The organism is Salinibacter altiplanensis, assembly GCF_002894645.1.
GTDB lineage: Bacteria > Bacteroidota > Rhodothermia > Rhodothermales > Salinibacteraceae > Salinibacter > Salinibacter altiplanensis.
Genome location: NZ_NCQY01000009.1, coordinates 16688 through 39180 on the forward strand (window position 1 = coordinate 16688; position 22493 = coordinate 39180).

At 66.6% G+C, this 22493-nt stretch carries 18 protein-coding genes; 12 read left to right on the forward strand and 6 right to left on the reverse strand.

The window, feature by feature from the left end; all coding sequences use genetic code 11:
• Positions 1-63 precede the first annotated feature (63 nt).
• From B7R93_RS03425 to ispE, 9 genes are all read left to right on the forward strand, one after another.
• Complete coding sequence (locus tag B7R93_RS03425; RefSeq protein ID WP_103019444.1) at positions 64-570, forward strand: GAF domain-containing protein; 507 nt, start codon at positions 64-66, stop codon at positions 568-570.
• Between the two features lie 165 nt (positions 571-735).
• Positions 736-3252 (forward strand): ABC transporter permease, encoded by a 2517-nt coding sequence (locus B7R93_RS03430; protein WP_232797966.1) that lies wholly within the window; start codon positions 736-738, stop codon positions 3250-3252.
• Between the two features lie 110 nt (positions 3253-3362).
• The gene (locus tag B7R93_RS03435; RefSeq protein WP_103019446.1) at positions 3363-3548 is read left to right on the forward strand and encodes a CPXCG motif-containing cysteine-rich protein; all 186 of its coding nucleotides are present in this window, start codon (positions 3363-3365) and stop codon (positions 3546-3548) included.
• A 143-nt stretch (positions 3549-3691) separates the two neighbouring features.
• Complete coding sequence (locus tag B7R93_RS03440; protein WP_103019447.1) at positions 3692-4450, forward strand: YggS family pyridoxal phosphate-dependent enzyme; 759 nt, start codon at positions 3692-3694, stop codon at positions 4448-4450.
• A gap of 196 nt (positions 4451-4646) precedes the next feature.
• Entirely contained in the window at positions 4647-5819 is a 1173-nt protein-coding gene (locus tag B7R93_RS03445; RefSeq protein WP_103019448.1) for a DivIVA domain-containing protein, read from the forward strand.
• 59 nt (positions 5820-5878) lie between these two features.
• The gene (locus B7R93_RS03450; protein WP_103019449.1) at positions 5879-6736 is read left to right on the forward strand and encodes a purine-nucleoside phosphorylase; all 858 of its coding nucleotides are present in this window, start codon (positions 5879-5881) and stop codon (positions 6734-6736) included.
• A 115-nt stretch (positions 6737-6851) separates the two neighbouring features.
• Positions 6852-9317 carry a bifunctional aspartate kinase/homoserine dehydrogenase I gene (thrA, locus tag B7R93_RS03455; protein ID WP_103019450.1) on the forward strand — a complete coding sequence of 822 codons (2466 nt, stop codon included), beginning with the start codon at positions 6852-6854 and terminating at the stop codon, positions 9315-9317.
• A gap of 181 nt (positions 9318-9498) precedes the next feature.
• Entirely contained in the window at positions 9499-10458 is a 960-nt protein-coding gene (locus B7R93_RS03460; protein ID WP_103019451.1) for a homoserine kinase, read from the forward strand.
• Between the two features lie 95 nt (positions 10459-10553).
• Positions 10554-11414 (forward strand): 4-(cytidine 5'-diphospho)-2-C-methyl-D-erythritol kinase, encoded by an 861-nt coding sequence (gene ispE / locus B7R93_RS03465; RefSeq protein ID WP_103019452.1) that lies wholly within the window; start codon positions 10554-10556, stop codon positions 11412-11414.
• Positions 11415-11534: 120 nt separating this feature from the next.
• On the opposite strand, the gene B7R93_RS03470 is transcribed toward ispE, so the two are convergent.
• The 4 genes from B7R93_RS03470 to B7R93_RS03485 all read right to left on the reverse strand — a co-directional run bounded on the left by B7R93_RS03470 (position 11535) and on the right by B7R93_RS03485 (position 16905).
• Complete coding sequence (locus tag B7R93_RS03470; RefSeq protein ID WP_232797967.1) at positions 11535-12077, reverse strand: hypothetical protein; 543 nt, start codon at positions 12075-12077, stop codon at positions 11535-11537.
• 225 nt (positions 12078-12302) lie between these two features.
• Complete coding sequence (locus B7R93_RS03475; RefSeq protein WP_232797968.1) at positions 12303-13598, reverse strand: metallophosphoesterase family protein; 1296 nt, start codon at positions 13596-13598, stop codon at positions 12303-12305.
• A 130-nt stretch (positions 13599-13728) separates the two neighbouring features.
• Positions 13729-16101, reverse strand: coding sequence for a penicillin-binding protein 1A (locus B7R93_RS03480; protein ID WP_103019455.1), 2373 nt, complete (start codon positions 16099-16101; stop codon positions 13729-13731).
• Positions 16102-16152: 51 nt separating this feature from the next.
• A complete protein-coding gene (locus B7R93_RS03485; RefSeq protein ID WP_103019456.1) occupies positions 16153-16905 on the reverse strand; it encodes a UDP-2,3-diacylglucosamine diphosphatase in 753 nt (250 codons plus the stop codon).
• Between the two features lie 152 nt (positions 16906-17057).
• On the opposite strand from B7R93_RS03485, the gene B7R93_RS03490 reads away from it, so the two are divergent.
• The 3 genes from B7R93_RS03490 to ispG all read left to right on the forward strand — a co-directional run bounded on the left by B7R93_RS03490 (position 17058) and on the right by ispG (position 20541).
• Positions 17058-17723, forward strand: a complete 666-nt coding sequence (locus B7R93_RS03490; RefSeq protein WP_103019457.1) for a rhomboid family intramembrane serine protease — start codon at positions 17058-17060, stop codon at positions 17721-17723.
• 544 nt (positions 17724-18267) lie between these two features.
• A complete protein-coding gene (locus B7R93_RS03495) occupies positions 18268-19182 on the forward strand; it encodes a rhomboid family protein (RefSeq protein ID WP_232797969.1) in 915 nt (304 codons plus the stop codon).
• A gap of 189 nt (positions 19183-19371) precedes the next feature.
• Positions 19372-20541 carry a flavodoxin-dependent (E)-4-hydroxy-3-methylbut-2-enyl-diphosphate synthase gene (ispG, locus tag B7R93_RS03500; protein WP_103019459.1) on the forward strand — a complete coding sequence of 390 codons (1170 nt, stop codon included), beginning with the start codon at positions 19372-19374 and terminating at the stop codon, positions 20539-20541.
• A gap of 48 nt (positions 20542-20589) precedes the next feature.
• Here ispG and B7R93_RS03505 read toward each other — a convergent pair whose 3' ends face one another.
• On the reverse strand, positions 20590-21540 hold the full coding sequence (locus tag B7R93_RS03505; RefSeq protein WP_103019460.1) for an L-lactate dehydrogenase: 951 nt from the start codon (positions 21538-21540) through the stop codon (positions 20590-20592).
• Between the two features lie 45 nt (positions 21541-21585).
• A complete protein-coding gene (locus B7R93_RS03510) occupies positions 21586-22428 on the reverse strand; it encodes a DNA-binding protein (protein WP_232797970.1) in 843 nt (280 codons plus the stop codon).
• Positions 22429-22493 lie beyond the last annotated feature (65 nt).

Consider the following 22493-nt stretch of genomic DNA (forward strand, 5'->3'; position numbering starts at 1 on the left):
GCTCCTCACGGCCCCGCCCGCGGGCCGTCCTCGACCATCTTCGTTCATGACCAGCCGTCTCCGATGTCTTCTCCTGCGTCCGCGCCCACGCTGGACACAGCCGATCGCTACACCGACACACGCCGCCGCATCGACGCGCTGCTGGACGGGCCTACCGACTGGGTATCGGCCATGGCCACTGTAGCGTGCGAGCTCCACCACTCATTCGCACACTACGACTGGACGGGCTTCTACCGGGCGGTCTCCGACGAGGAGCTGCTCGTGGGGCCGTACCAGGGCCCGCACGGATGCCTCCACATTGACGTAGGCCGCGGGGTGTGCGGGGCGGCAGCACAGGCTCGCGAGACCCAACTGTGGGCGGACGTGTCCGAGGCCCCGGATCACATCGCGTGCCAGTCGTCCACCCAGTCGGAAATCGTCGTGCCCGTCCTTACCCCAAGCGACGACCTGCTGGCCGTGCTCGACGTCGACTCCGACACGCGGGGGGCCTTTGATGCCACGGACCAGAAGCACCTGGAGGCACTGTGCCAAGACCTCGGGGAGCGATTCGACGCCACAGGGCTGAGGTAGCCTGAAGAGCAGTTCCCCTCCCGGCAAGAACGCACGTATGCCGGCCGCGATGCGTGGCCTTCTCTTCCCCCCTCCGGCCTCCTTTCTGCACACGTCCCCTTTTCTGCCCCACCACTGACGCTTTCTAGAGCCCGGATGAGCGAGAACGTCCCATGGACTCTCAAGATGGCCTGGCGCGACAGCCGCGGCAGCCGCACACGCTTGGCCCTCTACCTCTCCGCGATGGTACTGGGCGTCGCGGCCCTGGTGGCCATTCGGGGGTTCGGGGAAAACCTGACGCAGACGGTCGACCGGGAGTCGAAAACACTTTTGGGGGCCGACCTGAAGATCGAGAGCGATTCGCCGCTTCGGGACTCGACCGAGGCGCTCCTCGACTCGATTGGTGGCACCCAGTCGCGCCGCGTATCGTTTGCGTCGATGGCCTACTTTCCCGCCACCGGCGGCACTCGGCTCTCCGCCGTGCGGGCCGTGGAGGGCGGCTTTCCGTTCTACGGCCCCCTGGAGACGCGCCCGGACGACGCGGCGGCCCGCTACCAGGATGAAGGCGGGGCGCTCGTGGACGGAGCGTTGCTGCGTCAGTTTGGGGTGGAGGTGGGCGACTCCGTCCAAATCGGAGACGTGCACTACCCCATCCTCGGAGAGCTGAAGCAGGCCCCGGGTGAATCCAGCTTTACCTCGGCTGCGAGTCCCCGCATCTACCTGCCCCGGGCTCGGCTCGACACGTCCCTCTTCGGCCGCGGGAGCCGCGTGGAGTACGAGGTGATGTTTGCGTTCGCGGAGGCCCGCGACGTTGAGGCCCTGATCGCGGAGATCGACCCGTACCTGGACCGGCACGACCTTGATCTCGACACCGTCGAGGAGGCGGCCTCGGGCTGGCAGGATGGCCTCGGCGACCTGTACCGATTTCTGGGGCTCGCCGGGTTTGTGGCCTTGCTGCTGGGAAGCCTCGGCGTGGCGAGTGCGGTGCACGTGTACGTGCAGCGTCGCCTCACCTCGATCGCCGTCCTGCGCTGCCTGGGGTCGACGGCCGGACGCACGTTTCGCATCTACCTCGCCCAGGCCGGTGTGCTCGGCCTGATTGGAGCTGGGCTCGGCAGCCTCCTCGGTGTGGCCCTACAGGCCTTCGTGCCCCGCCTTCTGGCCGACTTCCTCCCCGTCGAGGTCAGCTTTGCGGTGTCGTGGACCGCCGTGGGCCTGGGGCTGGTCGTGGGCCTGGGCGTGACGCTCCTCTTCGCGCTGTGGCCCCTGCTGGAGGTGCGGGGCGTCTCGCCGCTCCAGGCGCTGCGAACCGAGGTGGACCCCTCCACCGGGGGCTGGCGCGACCCCGCCCGGTGGGCCGTGGCGGCCGCCGTGGCGGCCGCGGTCTCGGGCATCGCTGTGCTGCAGGCCCCCACCTGGGAAATTGGCCTCGGGTACGCCGCGGGCGTGGGCACTGTGTTCGGGGTGCTCGCCCTCGTGGCCCGCGGCATCATGGCGGGCGTGCGTCGCTTCTTTCCCACGTCCTGGTCCTACCCCTGGCGGCAGGGCCTGGCCAACCTGTACCGCCCCCACAACCAGACGACCGTCCTCCTGCTCACCCTGGGCCTGGGCGTCTTCCTCATCACCACCCTCGTGCTCGTGGAGCGCACGCTCCTGGAGCAGATTCAGGTGGCCGGCGGCGAAAACCGGCCCAATCTCGTCCTGTTCGACATCCAGAATGATCAGGTCGACGGCGTCCGCGACGCGGTGGAGGCGGCGGGCGCTCCGGTCTTGGCCAGCGAGCCCATCGTGACGACGCGCCTGCAGGCCCTCCAGGGCCGCTCCCTTGAGGCCCTGCGGCAAGATTCGACGGTAGACGTGGACTGGGCGTACGAGCGCGAGTACCGCGTCACGTACCGCGACCGCCTCACCAAGAGCGAGACGGTCGTGGCGGGAGAGTTTGTCGGCGCCGTCGAGGGCAATCCGCTGCAGTCCGGCGAGGCCGTTCCGGTCTCGATGGAACAGAGCATGGCCCGCGAGGAGCTGAACGTGGGCCTTGGGGACACCCTCACGTTCGACGTTCAGGGCCGGCCCGTCACGACCTACATCTCTAGCCTGCGCGACGTAGACTGGCAGCGCGTCGGCACCAATTACTTCGTCGTCTTTCCGGAGGGCGTGCTCGGTTCGGCCCCGCAGACCCACGTCCTCCTCGGGCGCACCCCCAACGACGACGTGGCGGCCGCGGCGCAGCGGAACGTCGTTCAGGAATACCCGAACGTGTCCGCCATCGACTTGTCCCTCATTCTCTCCACCTTCCAGGACCTCTTCGGGCGCCTGGCCTACGTGATCCGGTTTATGGCCCTCTTTAGCGTGTTTACGGGACTCATCGTGCTGGCCGGAGCGGTGGTGGTGAGCCGCTACCAGCGGGCCGAGGAGAGTGTGCTTTTGAAGACCCTGGGGGCTTCGCGCCGCACCGTACAGACCATCATGACGGTGGAGTACCTTTTTCTCGGGGCCTTCGCGGCCGCGACGGGCCTGCTGCTCGCGCTGGCGGGTGCCTGGGGCCTCTCGTACTTTGTCTTCGAGGGCCCCTTCGTCGTCGCACCACTCGTGCTTCTCACGGCATTCGTACTCGCCGTGCTCGTGACCATCGGCATCGGCCTCTGGAACAGCCGCGGCCTGTACGACCGCCCGCCGCTCGATGTGCTCCGGACGGAGACGTAGTAGCCCCGCGCGGATCTGAGGGCCCCATCCAACAGTCTCGTGCCCCCCGTGGGACCATCGTGCGGGGTCCGTCGCATTTCGTCCCCTCGCCTCTTCAAACTGCCCCTGCCATGAACGTCCGCGAGCAGACGTTTACGTGCCCACACTGCTGGGAAACAACCGCCGTCCTCCTCGATCCGTCGGTGCGCGAACAGACCTACATCGAGGACTGCGGCGTCTGTTGCCGCCCCCTTCAGGTTCACGTCGTTGCACAGGGCGGCCGCGTCGTGTCGTTCGACGTGCAGCCGACCCAGTAGAGGCCGACGCCAGCCCAGCGAGGCACGCACCGCACTCGGCTCGTTCGGCCGTGCGAAACACCCGTACGGGATCATGCGCGCCGCTGCCGAGATACCAGTTCCCGACCCGCAACGGCTTCCCAACACACGCCCCCGTTCCGCACATGAGCAAGATCCCGGATGCCACCCCGGAGGTGGAGGCCCAAATCCGCCCCGAGGCCGTCGAGGAACGCGTCCAGTCCGTCCGTAAGCGCATCGTTCAGGCCTGCGAGCGGGCCGGGCGGTCCCCCGACGAGATCACAGTGGTCGCCGTCTCCAAGACGTTTCCGATGCAGGCCATTGAATCCGGGACGGACACGGGCCTGGAGCACTTTGGCGAAAACCGGGCCCGACAGCTCCGCGACAAGGCCAAGGCCCGCCCCGGGGCCTTTGAAGGCGGCGACGTAACGTGGCACATGGTGGGCCATCTGCAAAGAAACAAAGCCAAGTTCATCGCCCGCCACGCCGACTGGTTCGACGCGCTCGACAGTCCCCGCCTGGCGGCGGCACTCAACAAACGGGCCGCGAAGAACGACCGCGTGCTCCCGTGCCTGGTGCAGGTCAACATCACCGGCGACGAGCAAAAATACGGCCTCGCCCTGTCCGAAACGCACGACTACCTCGACCACTGTGCGCAGTACGACCACCTTGCCGTCGAGGGGCTCATGGCCCTCGGCTCGTTCGTGGACGATCCCGAAGAGGTGCGGGGCGAATTCCAAAAGATGCGGGCGCTGTTCGAGACGTACGACGCGTCCGACAACCCGCAGGTGGAGATGAGCGAGCTCTCCATCGGAATGAGCAACGACTTCGAGGTGGCCATCGAAGAGGGGAGCACCATGATCCGGCTCGGCACCTCCATCTTCGGGCCTCGCGACTACGAATAGACGGTCTCTCGACTGGCACGGCCCGCCCCAAAAACCGCACGGTCCCGAAACAGTGTCAGGGCAGTCCGGTGAACACAGGGTAGCCCCCTGAACCCTCCCAGGCGTCCCACGGCGGATCGGAACGGGCCACCGATCCGGCCGAGACCGCCAACCGTCCCGTTGCCGCACGCACTTCCACGTCCAACTCGCCATTGCTATGACCCTCACGCCGCTCGACATTCGAAAGCGAGAGTTTGACCGGAGCCTCCGTGGGTACGACCCCCAGGAGGTGGACGCGTTTCTCGACATGGTGGCCGAGCAGTGGGAGGACCTGGAGGACGAGCGCCGCCGCCTGAACAACAAGGTGGAGGAGCTGCAGAGCCGGATGGATCACTACCAAGAGGTTGAGGAGGCCCTCCAGCAGGCCCTCGATCAGACGCGCAAGAACGCCGAGGAGACGCTCGAAAATGCCCGCGAGAAGGCTGAGCGCATCGTGCAGGACGCCAAGGCGAAGGCGGCGGACATCGAGCGGGACGCGGAACGCGTTGTGGAGGATGCCAAGGAGCAGGCCCAGGAAATCAAGCACGACGCAGAAACCGAGCGCGAGCAGTTGCGGGCCGACATCCGCCATCTCCAAGGCCGGCGTACCGAGGCGGTGGCGCAGTTGCGGGCCTTCCTGAACTCGGAGCTGGAGGTGCTGGAAGCATACGACGAGGGCCGTGACCCATCCGGGGCGGTGTCGACGGCGTCTCCAGGACCGGCCTCAACAAGCGGGCAGTCCTCGTCTCCGCCGTCGTCCGATCCCACGTCCCCATCGGGCCCAGGCGCCCCCTCTGAGGCTCCCCCGGCCCCGGACCTGGCCCAGGCAGACGACGCGCCCGACGCGGGCTCGGAACCAGCCCCCGACGCGGAACCGGACGATCCCGACCTCCCGTCCCTAGACACCACAGACGCAATGGACGCCGATGCGCCATCCGGCCCGGACCGCGTCGACGATCCCGATTCGCCCGAAGCGGATTCCGCGTCGGGCGAGGAGGGCGTTCCCGAGACCGAGCCTCTAACCGACATCGGTTCTTCGACCGACGCGTCGGCCGAGGACCGCTCCCCGTCGGAGAGCTTCACGGACGATGTCGCGGAGGAGGAGCCCCCCCCCACTCCATCCGAGGATGATCCTCCCGAGCAGGATGAGCAGGACACTTCTCCAACCGATGCACCGGAGAGCTCCCTCGATGCCCCGGGCCACGAGACGGACGACGCCTCCGACGAGCCCACGTCCGACACGGGACAGGCGGACGAGTCGAACGCTGAGAATCGTTCCGGGGACGATGAGGACGGCACCTCCGAGGAGATCGAGAAGATCTGGAATATCCTCGAAGACATGGAAGACTAAACGTCGGTTCTCTTCGCTTCCCGTTCCTCCGCGACAGACTGCCCTCGATTCCCCTCCGCATGCCTACCGCCCCCAACCCCTCCGCCCTCACCGCCGACGGAACCGCCGCGTACAAACAACAGGTCGACGCGGCGGCCGCCGCCCTCCCCGACGTGGACACGGCTGCCCCAACCGTGGCCGTCGTTCACGACACAGACCTGGCCCCCATCTTGCAAGAGGGGCGAGTTGAGCGTACGATTCCACACACCGACCTTCCACACTACCCCGGGACGAGTGGAACGCTGACGGTGGGCACCCTGGGCGAAACCCGGGTCGTGGAGCTGGACCAGACCCTCCACCTCTACGAGGGGCACACGCCCCGAGAGGTCGCCTTTCCCGTGCGCATGCTCGCCGCTGCGGGCGTGGATACCCTGTTTCTGACGGCAACAGCCGGCAGCGTTGCCGCACAGGCGGGTCGTGGCGACCTGATGCTACTGACCGACCACATTAACTTTCAGGGACAGAATCCGCTCGTGGGGCCCAATGTGGACGCCTGGGGCCCACGCTTTCCCGACATGACCGAGCCCTACGACGCAGCCCTCCGGCGACGGGCCAGCGATGCGGCACGAAGCGAAGGGATCTCTCTGCGAAAAGGCATCTACCTCGGCCTTCTCGGGCCTCACCGTGAAACAATGGCCGAGCACCGGATGGCCCACCGGCTAGGGGCCGACGCCGTGGGGACGGGCGTGGTGCCCGAGGTGCTTGCGGCCCGCCACATGGACCTGAACGTCATGGCCCTTGCGCTCCTCACGGCTCAGCACCGGACGGGGGGACCCGTCGCTTCCTCCCCCGACGGCACGGTCCTCCAGACGGGCCGTTCACAGATGCACCGTCTCCTTGCAACGCTGATCGGCGGAGACGCCACGGAATCTCGATAAGTGCTTTCCGTCCGTTCCGTGTGGGAGCACGAGGCGACCGGCGCCGTGCCTCTCCCGTTTCACGAGGCACCCATCGCCCGCCACGGGTCCACTTCTCCAACGCGCTCCTCCCCGCATGAGATCGTCCGTCCCTGCCTCCACCGACTGGCGCGTTCACAAGTTTGGCGGGACCAGCCTTGCCACACCGGCACGCATCCGGCATGTGGCCGACCTTCTTGGCGACCGTGACCGTCCCCTTGCGGTCGTGGTCTCCGCCGTGAGCGGGGTTACAGACCGCCTGCTCGCCCTCGCCGAGAACGCGCACACCGACCCCGACGGCCTGTCCGATCGCCTTCAATCGCTCCGCGACGATCAGCGGGCCATGGTCTCCGACCTGCTCGACAGGGACACCGCGGCCTCTGTGCTGGACGCGCTGGACCAGGACCTGGACGACCTGGCCGACGTGCTCCGGGCCACCCACCTCATGGGCACGGCCCCCGACACGACGCGCGCCCTCGTGGCTGGATACGGCGAGCTGTGGTCTACCCGCCTGCTCGGCGGGGTGCTGCGCAGCCGGGGCCTGTCGGCCGCCGTCTGCGACGCCCGCGAGGTGCTCGTCGTTACCCACGAGAAGCTGGGGCCTGTGGTCGACTGGGACGCCACCCGAAGGCAGTTTGCCAACTGGCGAGCCGCCCGCAGCGAGTTCGACATTCTCGTCGCCACCGGTTTCATCGCCACCACGCCCGACGGGGTGCCCACCACGCTGGGCCGGAACGGCTCGGACCACTCCGCCGCCCTCTTTGCCTCGCTGCTCGGGGCCGAGGCACTCACGATCTGGACGGACACGGACGGGGTGATGAGTGCCGATCCCCGGTACGTCCCCGATGCCCGTCGCCTCGATGTCTTGTCCTACGAAGAGGCCCTGGAGATGGCCTACTTCGGCGCCGGCGTCATTCATCCGCGCACGCTGTCGCCGGCCATCGAGCACGAGATTCCAATCACGATCCGCAACACCTTTGCGCCCGACCGGCCCGGCACCCGCATTCACCTCGAGGACGACGGCGCGTCGGTCGTTAAGGGCTTCTCGACAATCGACGACGTGGCCCTTCTCAACCTTGAGGGCAGCGGCATGATCGGGGTGCCCGGCATTGCCCGGCGGCTCTTCGACGCATTGGAGGACGAAGGCGTGTCCGTCATTCTCATCTCGCAGGGCAGCTCCGAGCACTCGATCTGTTTCGCCGTGCCGCAGGCAGAGGCGAAGGTCGCCCGCAAGGCCGCCGAGCAGGCCTTCTACGCCGAGCTGGATCGCGGCCAGCTCCGGACGGTCGAGCTGGTGCCCGACTGCAGCATCCTCGCCGTCGTGGGGGACCGCATGACCGGCACGCCCGGCGTCGCCGCCACCTTCTTCGGAGCCCTCGGCGAGGCCAGCGTCAACGTGCGAGCCATCGCGCAGGGCTCCTCGGAGCGCAACATCTCGGCCGTCGTGGACGGGGACGACGCCCACCGCGCCCTGCGGGCCGTCCACGCGGGCTTTTATCTCTCGAAGCGGACCCTGTCCATCGGCGTCCTCGGGGCCGGAAACGTCGGCGCGGCCCTGCTTGACCAGATCCGTACCGAGGCCGATCGGCTCCGCGACGAACAGGACATCGATCTCCGCGTGCGGGGGATCGCCACGTCCTCGCGCATGCTCCGGGCCGAACAACGCCTCGACCTTGGGACGTGGCGCGACGACTTGGCCGAGGGCGACGCGGCCGATCTCGACGCCTTCGTCGACCACGTGCAGACGGACTACCACCCACACACGGCGATCGTCGACTGCACGGCCAGCGGGGCCATCGCCCGCCACTATCGGGGGTGGCTGGAGCGTGGCATTCACGTGGTCACGCCCAACAAGAAGGCCAATACCGGTGCCTGGGACGCGTACCAGGCCCTCCAGGCCGCCAGCCGAGGGCCCGGGCCCCAGTACCGCTACGAGACGACGGTCGGGGCGGGCCTGCCCATTCTGCGCACCCTCAACAGCCTCACCGAGACGGGCGACCAGGTACACCGGATTGAGGGCATCCTCTCCGGCACCCTGTCGTATCTCTTCAACGCGTTTGACGGCGAGCGGCCCTTCTCCGCGATTCTTCGTCAGGCCAGGGACGAAGGCTTCACCGAGCCCGACCCCCGCGACGACCTGTCCGGCATGGACGTGGCCCGCAAGGTGGTCATCCTGGCACGCGAGATGGGCGTGTCGCTGGGGCTGGACGAGGTGTCCGTGGACGGGCTCGTGCCGGGGCCGCTCCGCGACGGCTCGGTCCCGTCGTTTCTGGATCGCCTCCCCGAACATGACGCGGACATGACCAAGCTCCTCCGGGACGCCCGGGCCAACGACAAGGTCCTCCGCTTCGTAGGCAGCGTCACGCGCGACGGCGACGCCTCGGTCCGCCTGCGCCGCTACCCCGTCGACCATGCCTTCGCCCGCATCAATCACACGGACAACATCGTCCGCTTTCAGACAGACCGGTACGCCGACACGCCTCTCATCGTGCAGGGCCCCGGCGCCGGCCCCCAGGTGACCGCCGCAGGCGTCTTCACCGACCTGCTCCGCCTAATCTCGTAGTCGGACGGGTGCGTGGGAACGCGAGAGACGGGAAGTGTTGAGGCACGGATGGGAGAGCAAAAACACAGCGAGTCGAGAGAAGACAACGAACCCGTTTCGGCGTGCGAACCGGGCTCGCTTCCAACTCACACGTCCTGCTTCCTGCGACACCGAGCAACGATCCAATGAGAAAGTGACCCCAATGGCCGACCAAGTAACGGTATTCGCTCCCGCCTCCATGGGCAACGTCGCCGTGGGGTACGACGTGCTCGGGGGCGCAATCGACGGCCTCGGCGACCGGGTGACGGTGCGGCGGCTCGACACACCCACGGTCCGGGTCGGCTCCATCACAGGGCGGGCCCCCGACCTGCCCACGGCACCCGCCGACAACACTGCCTCCGTCGCCCTCCGGTCTCTTCGGGACGCCGTGGGCCTGGACGACGGGTTCGAGGTCTCCATCGAAAAGGGAATTCCGCTCGGGTCGGGACTCGGGGGCTCGGCCGCCTCCGCCGTAGGCGCAGTTGTGGCCGGGGCCGCGCTGCTTCCGACCTCCTGGTCACCGGCGGACTTGCTGCCCCACGCGCTGGCCGGAGAAGCCGTGGCCAGCGGCGACCTACACCCCGACAACGTCGCCCCCTGCCTGTTCGGCGGCCTCGTGCTCACCCGCGAGATGACCCCGCCGGACGTGGTGCCGATTCCGGTCCCCTCCGACGTCCGCTGCGTCCTCATCCGCCCGAACCGCGTCCTCCACACCCAGGACGCACGGGCGTGCCTGCCCGACACCGTACCGCTGTCCAAGTCGGTGCGGCAGACGGCTCACCTGGGCGCGTTCGTGGCGGGCTGCTACCGCGACGACCTCGCACTCATCGGGCGCGCCCTGCGTGACCTGATTGTGGAGCCCCACCGGGCCGCACTCATTCCGGGCTTCGCGGACGTCCAGGACGCGGCCCTGTCCCACGACGCCCTGGGCTGCTCCCTCTCGGGCGCCGGCCCCACCCTGTTCGCGTGGTGCACGGGCCCCGACCATGCCGAGCGCGTGCGGGACGCCATGATCGGCGCCTTCACGCAGCACGACGTGTCTGCAGAAGCCTGGATCTCACCCATTCCTTCTGAGGGCGCCCGCATCACCAATCTCTCCCCCTCCGACTCGCAGTCCCCATAGCCCCACAGCTCCAGGCCCTCGGCCCCGGGAACGTGCGGGACGGCGGCCACTCCTCCGTGCTGCTTCATGCGTCTCCTCCCCATCTACCTTCGCCGATGCCCTTCACGCAAAACGCCCCGGCCAAGATCAACCTGGGCCTGCACGTCCTCCGTCAGCGCCCGGACGGGTACCACGACATCGAAACGATCCTGCACCGGATCGACTGGGCCGACACGATTGCCGCGGCGCCGGCCGGGACGCTCTCCCTCACGTGCTCGGACCCGTCGCTGCCCACGGACGAGAACAACTTGTGCCTCCAGGCAGCCCACCGGCTCGCAGACGCATTCGACGTGACCGCAGGCGCTGCCCTTCACCTCGAAAAACGGGTGCCCTACGGCGCCGGACTGGGCAGTGGCTCCAGCGACGCCGCGGCCACGCTCCGCCTTCTCACTCGGCTGTGGAACCTGGACGCGTCCCTCGAGACCCTCCGAGAGATCGGCGGGACGATCGGGGCCGATGTTCCGTTTTTTCTCACGGCGCCTCCGGCAGCCCACGCCACAGGACGCGGCGACACGCTGTCGCCCCTTTCCAAAGACGGGGCGCCCTACCGGTTGCCCTGTTCTCTTCTCGTCGCCGTTCCGACCGTCACGGTGTCCACACCCTGGGCCTACGGCCAGGTAACCCCCACGGAGGCCAACCGGCCCAGCCTGCGATCCCTCGTGCTCTCAGAGGACCCATCTCACTGGCAAGAGGCCCTTGGCAACGACTTTGAGGCCCCCGTGGTGGCAGCGGAGCCGGCAGTCGGTGCGGTCCGAGCGGCCCTGCGGGAGACCGACGCCGCCTACGTCTCTCTCTCCGGATCCGGCAGTGCCGTGTACGGCCTCTTCAACGCGGCGGATGCGGCCCGGGCGGCCCAGGAAATGCTCCGCGCAGGCCCGCTGGGGGTCCGGACTCACCTCATGCCAGCCACAGACTGACCTAAGGGGGGCGACATCCGTTTGGAACGGGTACAGAGTGGGTGTTCGCTCGGAAGCACTCCCCCTAGAGCGGTACGTCGGACGGCGCAGAACCGGGACAACGAAGGGCCTCAGCCGCAGTCAGATACGGCTGTAATACTGATCGTCGTCGTCCCCTTCGTCATCGACCATGTAGTCGTCCGAAGGAACCTCGAGGTAGGCCATAAGCCAATCGAGGGCCCAGACCTGCTTCTCAACGCCGTCCCAGTTGTACCCCTTTTCGATCCGATCGGCCACCTCTTCCCAGTCGACCGTCCAGTCTTCGAAGACCTCAAAGGCAAAGTGGTGCTCGTCGGTTTCGAAGTGAAAGGCTCCCTCGTCGGGGTCGTAGATGGGTGTCGAACCATCATCCTCACGGGCGAGCTGGGCACCGAGCACGACCAGAGGGACCTTGAAGCGATAGTCCATCTGTTCGACCTGCTCGGCCTGGCTGATCAGGAAGTTGGCCAGGGTTGCACAGCCGTCGCTCACCTCCATGGCCGCCTCGGCCGCTTGGTAGGTGGTCGGGTCGGCGTCAACCTTGTCAAGCGCTGCCTCAACCAAGGGCCACACTTCGACAGGCTCTTCCTCTTTGGTCGTGTCTTCCTTTCGCGGGACGACTACGGTGCAATTTTCGATATCCACGGGTGTTTGGTGCATTGATTGCGAAGCTGTTCGCACGGCCTGTGCAGCCGTACGTTTCCAGCTTCGGGCACGGAATGAATAATGGGATGCCCATAAGATGGAGGTAGGTGAGCGGACATTCAACCGTGTCCCAGTGCCCTCACGTCAATTACAGATTCGGCACGACTACTCCAGGGATGCGGGCAAGCCCAAGAGTCTCCTTCTGGCCTCGTCGGGAAACGGTACTCACCCCGGGTCCGTCTCGTTGGCGTCCAGTTCGGCCTCGAGCGCCAGGGCTGCCTCTACGAGGTCCTCCTCCATCCCCGACAGCTCGTCGTGCTGCCCCACGTACTGGCGCACCGCGTCCTCAAGCCCGGACGCGCGCGTGACGGCCGTTCGTCGCTTGCGGTCGGCCGGGTCCACGGTTCGTTCGATGCCAGCGACCGTGTCGGCCGCCGCCAAGGCCTCTCGGAGCCGTTCGGACTCCACCTGTGCCACCTGCTCCTCCCGCACACGGTAGCGGACCCGCACGATGGCGTCCGTGACGTCTCGCATCCGAATTGCCGAGAGGATCTGCTCGGTCGGGTCGTCCGCGTCTCGGGCGTCGACCGCCACCGCCACGAACGGACGGGCCGGCGTTTCGACGAAGGTTGTACGGGTGACCGGGTCGCGCTCCGGGTCGATGTCCACCAATTGAACGCCCTTGTCCTCGCCGGCCTCATTGAACGTCACACGCTCGATGCTGCCGGAATAGACGACGGGGGGATGGCCCTCTTCGTTGCGGTTCTGCGGCTGATGCACATGGCCCAGGGCGACGTAGTCGATGGGACGCACGGCGAGCTGCCCGACGGTAAACATCGGCTCCGACGCAATTGTGGTGGTGTGCTCCGAGCCCGACAGCGCTGCTCCCTGGACAGTCACGTGCCCCGCCAGCACGGTGGGCACGTCGGGCGACAGGGCATGCTCAGTGCCCCCGGGCGTGACGCCCGTTGCCTCGTCCATGATCTCGGCGGCCCGGCGCTGAACATACGTGACATAGTGCTCCTCCACGAACTGACGGAGCTCGTCCGGCCCCATGCGACGGTACTCGTCCTTGGCCAGGATTTGGCTGCGGATGGGCCAGGGCAGCGGAACGAGCTGGAGCGGCCCGCTCTTCGTATCGATGACCTGGACATTGGACGCCGGCCGGCGGTAGCAGTACACCTCCCCGGCGATGTGATCGAAGATGTCGAGTGACGAGGCACGGCCGAACGTGACGGGGTGATCGTGGTTGCCCACAATCAGCACGACCGGAATGTCCGCGTCGGCGAGGGGCCGAAGGCACTGGACAAAAATGTCTTGCTGCGTGGGGGTCGGGTCGGCGGTGTGGTAGGCGTCTCCGCAGAACAGAAACGCGTCCACGTCCGCGTCGAGGGCCCGCTGCACCACGGCCTCGAGCGAGTCCTGCACATCGAGCAGCCGCGTGTTCAGGCCCGTGTCCGAGTCGCGCTGCCCGTGCGTCTTGAATCCCAGATGGATGTCGGCGGTGTGGAGGAGCCTCACGAGATTGAGCGGTGGGGGTCGGGGAGCGAGTGTTGCGGGGACACGGCCCGTCTTCGCAAAAGGACCGTCTGGGAGACAGGCCGGGACGCCTCCGTTCGCACGTTGCGATGCGGCACGCGCCAGCCCTCTCCTACCAGCCGACACGTCCTTCATTCTGGCCGCCGGTCGTGTCTTCCGGGGCACCGTACCCCTCCACCAGCGGGAAGGACGTGTCTGCAAGCGACACCTCGTCCGTCTCGGTGATGCGCCGGTAGTAATCCCCCACGAGGAAGAGGGCGGTGTGCGCCCCCTGTCCCCAAAAGTTCGTCCGGAAGGTCAGGCGCTGGTCCTCGAAGCCCACCCAGGCCCCACTCACCAACTCCGGGTGCATGAGCATGAACCAGGTGTCCGCCGCCCGATCGGTGGTCCCCGTTTTCCCCCCCAGATCGTAGTCCCCGAGCCCGAACTGCGTGCGGATGCGCATGCCCGTGCCATAGTCGATCGCCCCGCGCATGATGTCCACGACCGTGTAGGCCGTCCGCTCGGAGAGGGCCTCTCGGGGACTCGGGGACGCCTCCCAGAGCACGTTGCCGTACCGGTCTTCGACGCGGGTGATGGCGACCGGCTCGTTGTACAGCCCGCCGTTTGCCAGGGTGCTGTAGCCCGCGGCCATGTCGAGCAGTCGCACGTTGCTGGTGCCAAGCGCGATGGACGGGACGGCCTCCAGGTTCTCTTCCGGAATGCCCATCCGGCGTGCGTACGTGGTGACCGTGCGCGGATTCAGGTCAAGCGCAAGCCGGGCCGTGATCGTATTTTTGGAGTTGGCCAGCCCCTGGCTCAGGGTTAACATCTCGCCGGAGGATTTCCCGTTGTAGTTCTTGGGCGACCACGTTGTGTCCGCCCCTGCATCCTCCCACGTAAACGTGCTGTCGAGGAGCGTGTCGTAGGGCGAGTAGCCGTTGTCGATGGCGGCGGTGTAGGTAAAGGGCTTGAACGTCGACCCTGGCTGGCGCTCCGCGATGCCGACCTTGTCGTACTTGTCGGTCTCAAAGTCGCGCCCTCCGATCCACACCTTCACGTGCCCATTGCGAGGGTCGAGCGAGACAAGGCCGGCCCCCAGGCGGCTCTTTGCTGTCTTCAGCGAGTCCAGAAACGAGTCGGTTTCGCGGAGCCGATCGACCGCCGCCCTCGGTCCCACCCCACGGGCGCGCAGCGTGTCGTAGCGGGTCGTCTGACGGATGAAGTCGTTGAGGACCTCAGGGTTGGATTTCCAGAAGTGCGCGAACGGCTCGTGGTCCTCGCCCGGCGTGAGCGAGCGATAGTCCTCAAGCGAGCTGCTGTAGAGGCCCGGCGAGGGCTCGCTCCACTGGTAGCCCACCACCGTCTGGAGGGCCGTCATGTTGTGTCTGACCGACGCCCGAGCCAGCTCTTGCAGCTTGGAGTCGAGCGTCGTGTACACCCGCAGCCCGTCGCCGTAGATGTCACGCCCGTGGAGGGGATGGTCGCTGTGCCTCTCCTTCGTGGCCCAGTCCGACAGGGTCGTGCGCACGTGCTCGGCGAAGTACGGCGCGAGGCTCGCGGAGAGGCGGGACGAGTGATAGTCGGCCCGGACCGGGTCGTCCACATGCTCGCGGTAGTAGGCCGCGTCGAGGACGTCCTGCTCCCGCATCAGCCGCAGGACCACGTTCCGTCGCTGCTTCGCGTTCTGCGGGTTGCGCACTGGGTTGTAATAGGAGGTCGCCCGCAGCATGCCCACGAGGGTCGCGGCCTGGAGGGGCCCGAGCTGCGCGGCCCGTTCGCCGAAATACGTTCGCGCCGCGGACTCGATGCCGTACACGTTTCCCCCGAAGCTCACGGTGTTGAGGTACATCTCCAGAATTTCCCGCTTCGTGTAGCGTCGTTCCAGCTCGACGGCGGTCACCATTTCTCGGATCTTGCGCGGGATGGTGACCGCCCGCCCCACCTCCTTGTTGTAGAGATTGCGCGCGAGCTGCTGCGTGATGGTCGACGCCCCCCGGAAGCCGCCCGTCAGGATGTCGACCATCGCGGCCATGATGGCCTGCGGGTCCACGCCCCAGTGCTGGTAGAACCGCTGATCCTCCGTGGCGATCAGTGCATCGGTGACGGAGGCGGAGATGCTATCGTAGGGGGCCCAGGAACGATTCTGGCGGGCATACCGGGCCAGCTCTTCGCCGTCGGCCGTGTACGCGATCGTGGCCAGCTGCATGGTGGGGTCTTCGAGGCGCTCCGTAGACGGAATGTCGTCGGTCAGCGACCACACATACAGCCCCGCCGCAAGCAGCCCGATTACCATCCCTCCCGTGAGGACAGAGAGGACGGCGGCGGCCTGGGCCCTCCATGGATCCGATATTCGCCGGTGGAAGAAGCCCCGCAGCCCCGTGGTAGGGCGCCGGGAACGATCCTCCTCCCCTGGCGGGCCGCCGTTCGGGGCAGCCCCCTTCCGGGCGGACCGGTCTTGGAAGTACTGATCGAGCTCCTCGTCGGAATAGGACCACTCAGACATGGAGCAGCGGGCCGGTGTTGGAGAACAAGCGAGGGCGACGGGGGCGACCTGTCACAGCGGAACGGATTCAATGTCCTGAGCGCGCGCGCCGTTCCACCGCTGGAGGTGCAGTCCCTCCCCGTCCAAACGAGCAAAAGTCTGCCGTTCGTACCAGGTGCCGGTGTTGAGGTACCCCCCCTCTGGGCCACGATCCAGGGCAGGCACATGGCCGTGCCCCAGAATCACCCCATCCACTGCCTTCTGCCGGAGAAGCCGGTGGGCCTGTGCACGGAGGCGGGCGGGCGTGGTGGGGTCCTCCTCGTCCCGGTCGTGGAGCCGCTGGCTCACCCAACGGGCAAGGCCGAGCCCGACGTCCGCGGGCAACAGGGACCGGTAGAGCCCCACCGGCACCGGGTGACGAAGCAGTGCCCGCAGCCAAGACCGTGGCGGATCGGCCGCCAAGCCGTCCCCGTGCGCGAGGTACAGACGATGTCCCAGGTGTGTGGTCTCGAGCGCGTCCGGAATGAGCGTGACGCCCAGCTCCTTCGAAAAGTGGTCTTGGTGCCACGGGTCATGATTGCCGAGCAGATACGTGACCGGAATCCCGCGATCGGTCCAGCGCGCGAGCAGCCCCTGAAACCGGACGAATCCTTTTGGGACGAGGTGACGATACTCGATGTAGCCATCGAACACGTCCCCCAAGAGATACAGATGGTCAATGTCTGCCGCGTGGGCCTTTAGACACTCGATCAGCGCCGCCTCCTTCTTTCGCTCCGCCGAGCGGGCCCCGCGCCCAAAGTGCATGTCGGAAACGAAGAGAACCACGGGACCGAACAGGGAGACAACCAGTGATGAGGAGTCATGATGGGTCCTTTTTCCGCCGGCCCGAACGCACACCCCCGCAAGGCGTAAAACCTATGGATGGTTCCGCACACTCGTGCGGCCCATCCTTCTCCCGAACAAGACGCCCCCCACGCATGCCGCGACGCACCCAGCACCGGCCCCCCACTCGAGTTTCGATGATGCCCCCGGTGATCAAGAACCTCCTTATTCTCAACGGCCTGTTCTTCCTGGCGCAGTTTGTAACGGTCGAGACGTTGGCACAATCCTCGATACTGGCGAGCGTACTCGACCTCATGCCCCTCTACCCCCCCGGGACTGCTGGCCCTGATTTCTGGCCTTGGCAGTTGGTGTCCTACAGCTTCCTGCATGGGAGCTTCGGACACCTGTTTTTCAATATGTTTGCCCTTTGGATGTTTGGGGTTCAGGTCGAGAATCGGTGGGGGTCGCAGCGATTCGTATCATTCTTCTTCGCGTGCGTCGTGGGCGCCGCCCTGACCCACCTTGCATTCGTGAGTGCCCCCATTCCAACAGTGGGGGCCTCCGGCGGGGTGTACGGCATTCTCTTGGCCTTCGGCATGATGTTTCCGAATCAGCCGATCTACATCTGGTTTCTGTTTCCGATCAAGGCCAAGTGGCTCGTCGCCGGGTTTGGGGCGCTGGAGCTCTACTCGGCGGTCACGGGCACGCAGGCAGGGGTGGCAAACTTTGCCCACCTCGGCGGCATGGTGATCGGCTTCCTCTTGATCCAGTACTGGCGGGGCAAGCTGCCGGTGCAGCCGGAGCGCACAATGCGATGGTAGGGGCGTCCGGGACTGTGTAGTGCGCTCTTAGAACCTGTTTCACTTTCTGTCTCGGGGCTCCAAGCGGCAGTGAGGGCCTGCACATCGCCTCCGGGCTCAGGCGGCAGCGCTCTGAACGCACTTCACTGCCCGACAGCACTAGCTTCGCGTCGCGTCGCTGACGCTTAGGGCGCCCCACGACAGCCCTCGGCCATGCACCGATTGTCGGCTCATCGATGCTCGCGTCCCCCATCCGATCCACAATCAAAGCAGGTCCTCATGGATCAGTCTTTCGAGTGATACGGCATCGTACCCCGGGACGTGAAACGTGAAGGGGATGCGCAAGAGGCTGCTCAAGTCACGGTTCACCCTTCGCATCCCCCCTTCCAGGAAGCCGAGCACACAGACGATCGACGACCCAGCGAAACGAGGCGTGGGAGCGTTGACGGAGCAAACCTTGCCCTCGCTCCACGGTATAAGCCCGTGTGTTCGGTGAACAGGGCACTCGAAACGACGCCCGCTCTTCCTCTGCCTCCGATTGGGGTCAACAGCCCAGCGATCGATCGTGTACGATTTCAAGACGTGGTACTACCGGCAGCCGTCGGCGCTGCGCACCATCATCACCATCAACGTGGGGGTGTGGGTCGCCATGCAGTTTCTGAATCTGTGGGGTACCGGACGTATGTTCGTCCGGTCGCACCTGGCGCTGCACCCGGTGTTTCCCGACATCCTGCTGGAGCCCTGGCAGCTGGTGACGTACAGCTTTATGCACACCGGGCTGTTTCACATTGGGGTGAACATGTTGCTGCTCTTCTGGATCGGGCGCGAATTTGAGCGGATGCACGGCTCGGAGCAGTTTTGGAGCGTCTACGTGACGACGGCCGTCGGCGGCGCGCTGATCTGCCTTCTGCTAAGCCCGATCGCACCTAGCATTTCGGGGGGCATGGTGGGGGGACGCAGCATTCCGGTGCTCGGGGCCTCTGCCTCGGTGCTCGGCGTGCTCACGACCGTGGCGATCCTATACCCGTACAAGCAGATCCGACTGCTCTTCTTTGGGGTGGTCCCCCTGCTGTGGGTCGTGATCGGATTTTTGGGCATCGACGCGCTGATGGCCCTGCGTCCCCGCGGCGACACGGCCGTCGCGGCCCACTGGGGCGGCGCCCTCACCGGCTTCCTGTATGCGAAGAATCAGCAGGGGGCCCTCGGGACACTGCCCGGAATCGGCGTTCTGTTTCGGGGCCGCTCGTCCCGCCGCTCCGGCGCCGGGCTGTGGGCCCGTGTCAGGGGCTGGTTCCAGTCCTCCTCTTCGTCGTCGGACTCCCCCCCCACTCAGCGCCCCAGCGACGCCAACGGTGCGTCGAACGCGTCGCCCAGCCCCACCAAGAGGGTGGATCGCATTCTCGACAAGATCAGCGAGGAGGGATACGACGCGCTCAGTGAGGAAGAAAAGCGCATCCTGTACGAGGCCAGCGAGTCCTGACGCCTTCTACGAACAAGCCCTTCAAGACCACCAGGGCTGCGTCGCGGGGCCGGAACGACCCAGACGTGCCCGAGTGTCTACCGGATCGTTTGCCGGCGCATCAATGCCGAGTCGGCCGCAGACGCGGACTCAGTGTGCGCCGTCCATTTGCCTTCACGCCCACGTTCGTCACCAAGCTCGCTTCGGTTTATGGAACGTCCTCGTCGCTCGTCCCGCCCCGTTCAGGTTGGCGATGTTCAGATCGGAGGCGAGGCGCCGATCTCTGTCCAGACCATGACCGTTTCGAAGACGCACGAGGTGGAGACAACCCTCAACGAAATTGAGCGGGTGGTCGATGCCGGCGCCGACATCGTGCGGGTGGCCGTGCCGCGCCCCGAGGATGCCGACGCCCTCGACGACATCGTGCAGGGCGCCCCTGTGCCCATCGTGGCCGACATTCACTTCAACTACCAGTACGCCCTCAAGGCCATTGAGGCGGGCATCGACAAGGTGCGCATCAACCCCGGCAACATTGGGAAGCGCGAGTGGGAGCGCGAGGTGCTGCAGGCCGCCAAGGAGGCCGGCACGCCCATCCGAATCGGCGTCAACTCCGGCTCGCTGGAGGAGGACATCCTCGACAAGCACGGCTACCCCAAGCCGCAGGCCCTCTTCGAGAGCGCAATGCGCCACGTGGAGGTCTGCGCCCGCAACGACTTCGAGGACCTCGTCATCTCGGTGAAGCACTCCGACCCCTACATGATGATCCAGGCCTACCGCAAGGTGGCCGAGGAGACGAACTACCCACTGCACCTGGGGGTCACCGAGAGCGGCTCGCTCGACACGGGCACGGTCAAGAGCTCAATCGGGCTCGGGGCGCTGCTGGCCGACGGCATCGGCGACACAATTCGCGTCTCCCTGGCCGCCGATCCGGTAGAGGAGGTGAAGGTGGGCCACCGCATCCTCAAGTCGCTCGGCATCGGGCGGCCCGGCGTCAACATCATCGCGTGCCCCACCTGCGGGCGCCTCGTGGGCGACCTCTTCACCGTCGTGGAAGAGGTGGAGGAAGCGATTGCCGAACAGAATTTCGACAAGGACCTCGACGTCGCCCTCATGGGATGTGCCGTCAATGGCCCCGGGGAGGCCGAGGGGGCCGACCTCGGCGTCTCTCTGGGACGAGGCCGTGCCCACTTCTTCAAGCACGGCGAGGTGGTGGATACGGTCCCGGAGGACGAGATCGTGGACACCGTCCTGGAGGCGATCGAAAACTGGGACGAGGACGCCGAAGCGGGCGATGAGCCCGCCGCGGCCCCTACCGGCGACGGCGCCGCTACGGACGAGAAAGATGCGGGCGTGACCAAGCCGGATCTTCCGACGTCGTAGGCTTGCGGGGCTCCTCGCCTGTCTTCCCGTGGGATCCACCGGTAGTTCCTACGTCCCCACCGTCAGGTCGGTGCGGCTCTCACGGAGGGCCTGCGCAGAGTCGCGAAGGGCCTCCCGCTCATCGTCGCTCAGCTCCGGCTCCACGCGCTTTTCCATCCCCTCCAGCCCCACGACACACGGGACACTCAGGCACATGTCGTCGATGCCATAGGCGCCGTTGGTGCGCGTACTGACGGGCAGTACGTTTTGCTGATCTTCGAGCACGGCACGGACGATGCGGGCAATGACGAGGCCAATGGCCGTGTCCGTGTGGCCCTTCCGGTCGATGATCTCGTAGGCCGCGTTGCGCGCCTGCTCGAAGATCGACCGCATCGCCTCTTCCTCCCACGCCTTTCCCAGTACGGTCCGGCCCTCGATCTGCTGTCCCCCAATCGTGGCGTTGCTCCAAATGGGCACCTCGGAGTCGCCGTGCTCACCGAGGATGTATGCGTGCACCGACCGGGGGTCTACACCGTAGTGCTGCCCCAGCAGCGCCCGGAATCGGGCCGTATCCAACAGCGTCCCGGTGCCCAGGATGCGCCGATTCGGCCGGCTGCTTAGCTTCTGGGAAACGTACGTCAGTACGTCAACGGGGTTTGTCGCCACCACGAGGATGGCGTCCGGCGCGTGCTTGTCGAGCTGGATGATGATCTCGCGGAAAATCTCCGCGTTCCGCTGCAACAGGTCGAGCCGCGTCTGGTCGGTCGACTGCTGACTCGCCCCTGCCGACAAGACAATTATCTGGGCATTGCCGAGGGCCGGGTATTCAACGGCCCGGCACGTGATGCCCCCCACCAGTTGTTGACCGTGCATAAGGTCCATGGCCTCCCCCTCGGCCCGCCGGGCGTCCTGGTCCAGCAGAAGAATTTGGCTGGCGAGGCTTTGGTTGAACATGGCGTAGGCGGCCGCGGTGCCGACGTTGCCGGTGCCGACGATGCCGACGGTGCGTCGCTGGATCATAGAACAGAGAGGGGGTTGTGGGAAAAACAGGAATAGGTCGCCGGACTACCCGGCGAGCACAATCAGCGCGATGGTGGCGAGGAAACTCAGCACGGCGAACAGAGACACTGTGACCGAGAGGGTCGTGCTCGTTTGCGCCTGTGTGGCCGGCCCCGCGATCCGGGCCGACGCCCGCGGATTCTCGGCCTCGGGCGCACGCTCCTCGTCGTCCACGGGCGGAGCGACGACGAACGGCACCGGATCGCTCCAGGGCCCGGGCTGGGCCACGCGGAAGAGCGGCCGCACGCGCCAGCGGAACGACGTGCCTTCTCCGGAGAGTGTGTCGTAGAGGGTGACCGACATGGTCTGGTCAACCGTGAGGTCGACGACCGGGGCCTCCGGGGCATCGGCCGGCGCCACCTGAAGCTGATAGCCCGTGGCTTCCGGCACGGCCTCCCATGTGAACGGGACGGCACTCTGATCGAGCGGGGGATCCTGATCGCTCGTGGGATGGAGCGGCACCGGCGGCGCCTCCACCCGGACCGTGCCCGTGGCGGACTCCAGGCCCGCCGAAGGGACCGCAACGCGGGCCGGCTCGCTCCAGTCGGACCGGACCTCTTCTCGTCCCTCCGCCCGCACGCGCCAGCAGGCGGTTTCCACGTCGTCGGGGAGCACCGACCCGAGCGGCACGGCGCTTCCGCGGTCGGTCGTCTCGTCGTAGTGGACAGCCCCGAAGGCTTCCGTGCTCGCAATTTGGACCCGATAGCGGGTCGCGTCGGGCACCGGTGTCCAGTCGAACACCGGCGTGGTGGTCTCGACGGGACGCCCCGCTACGGGGGCGGTGGGACACGGAACCGGAAGCGTCGCGGGGGGCATTTCTTGTTGTGGAACGGGTAGAGACGTGGACATGAATGCGCAGCGTACTGAAGAAGAACGATGGATGGACGAGGTTATAATGTAACGGAGGCGGGCGA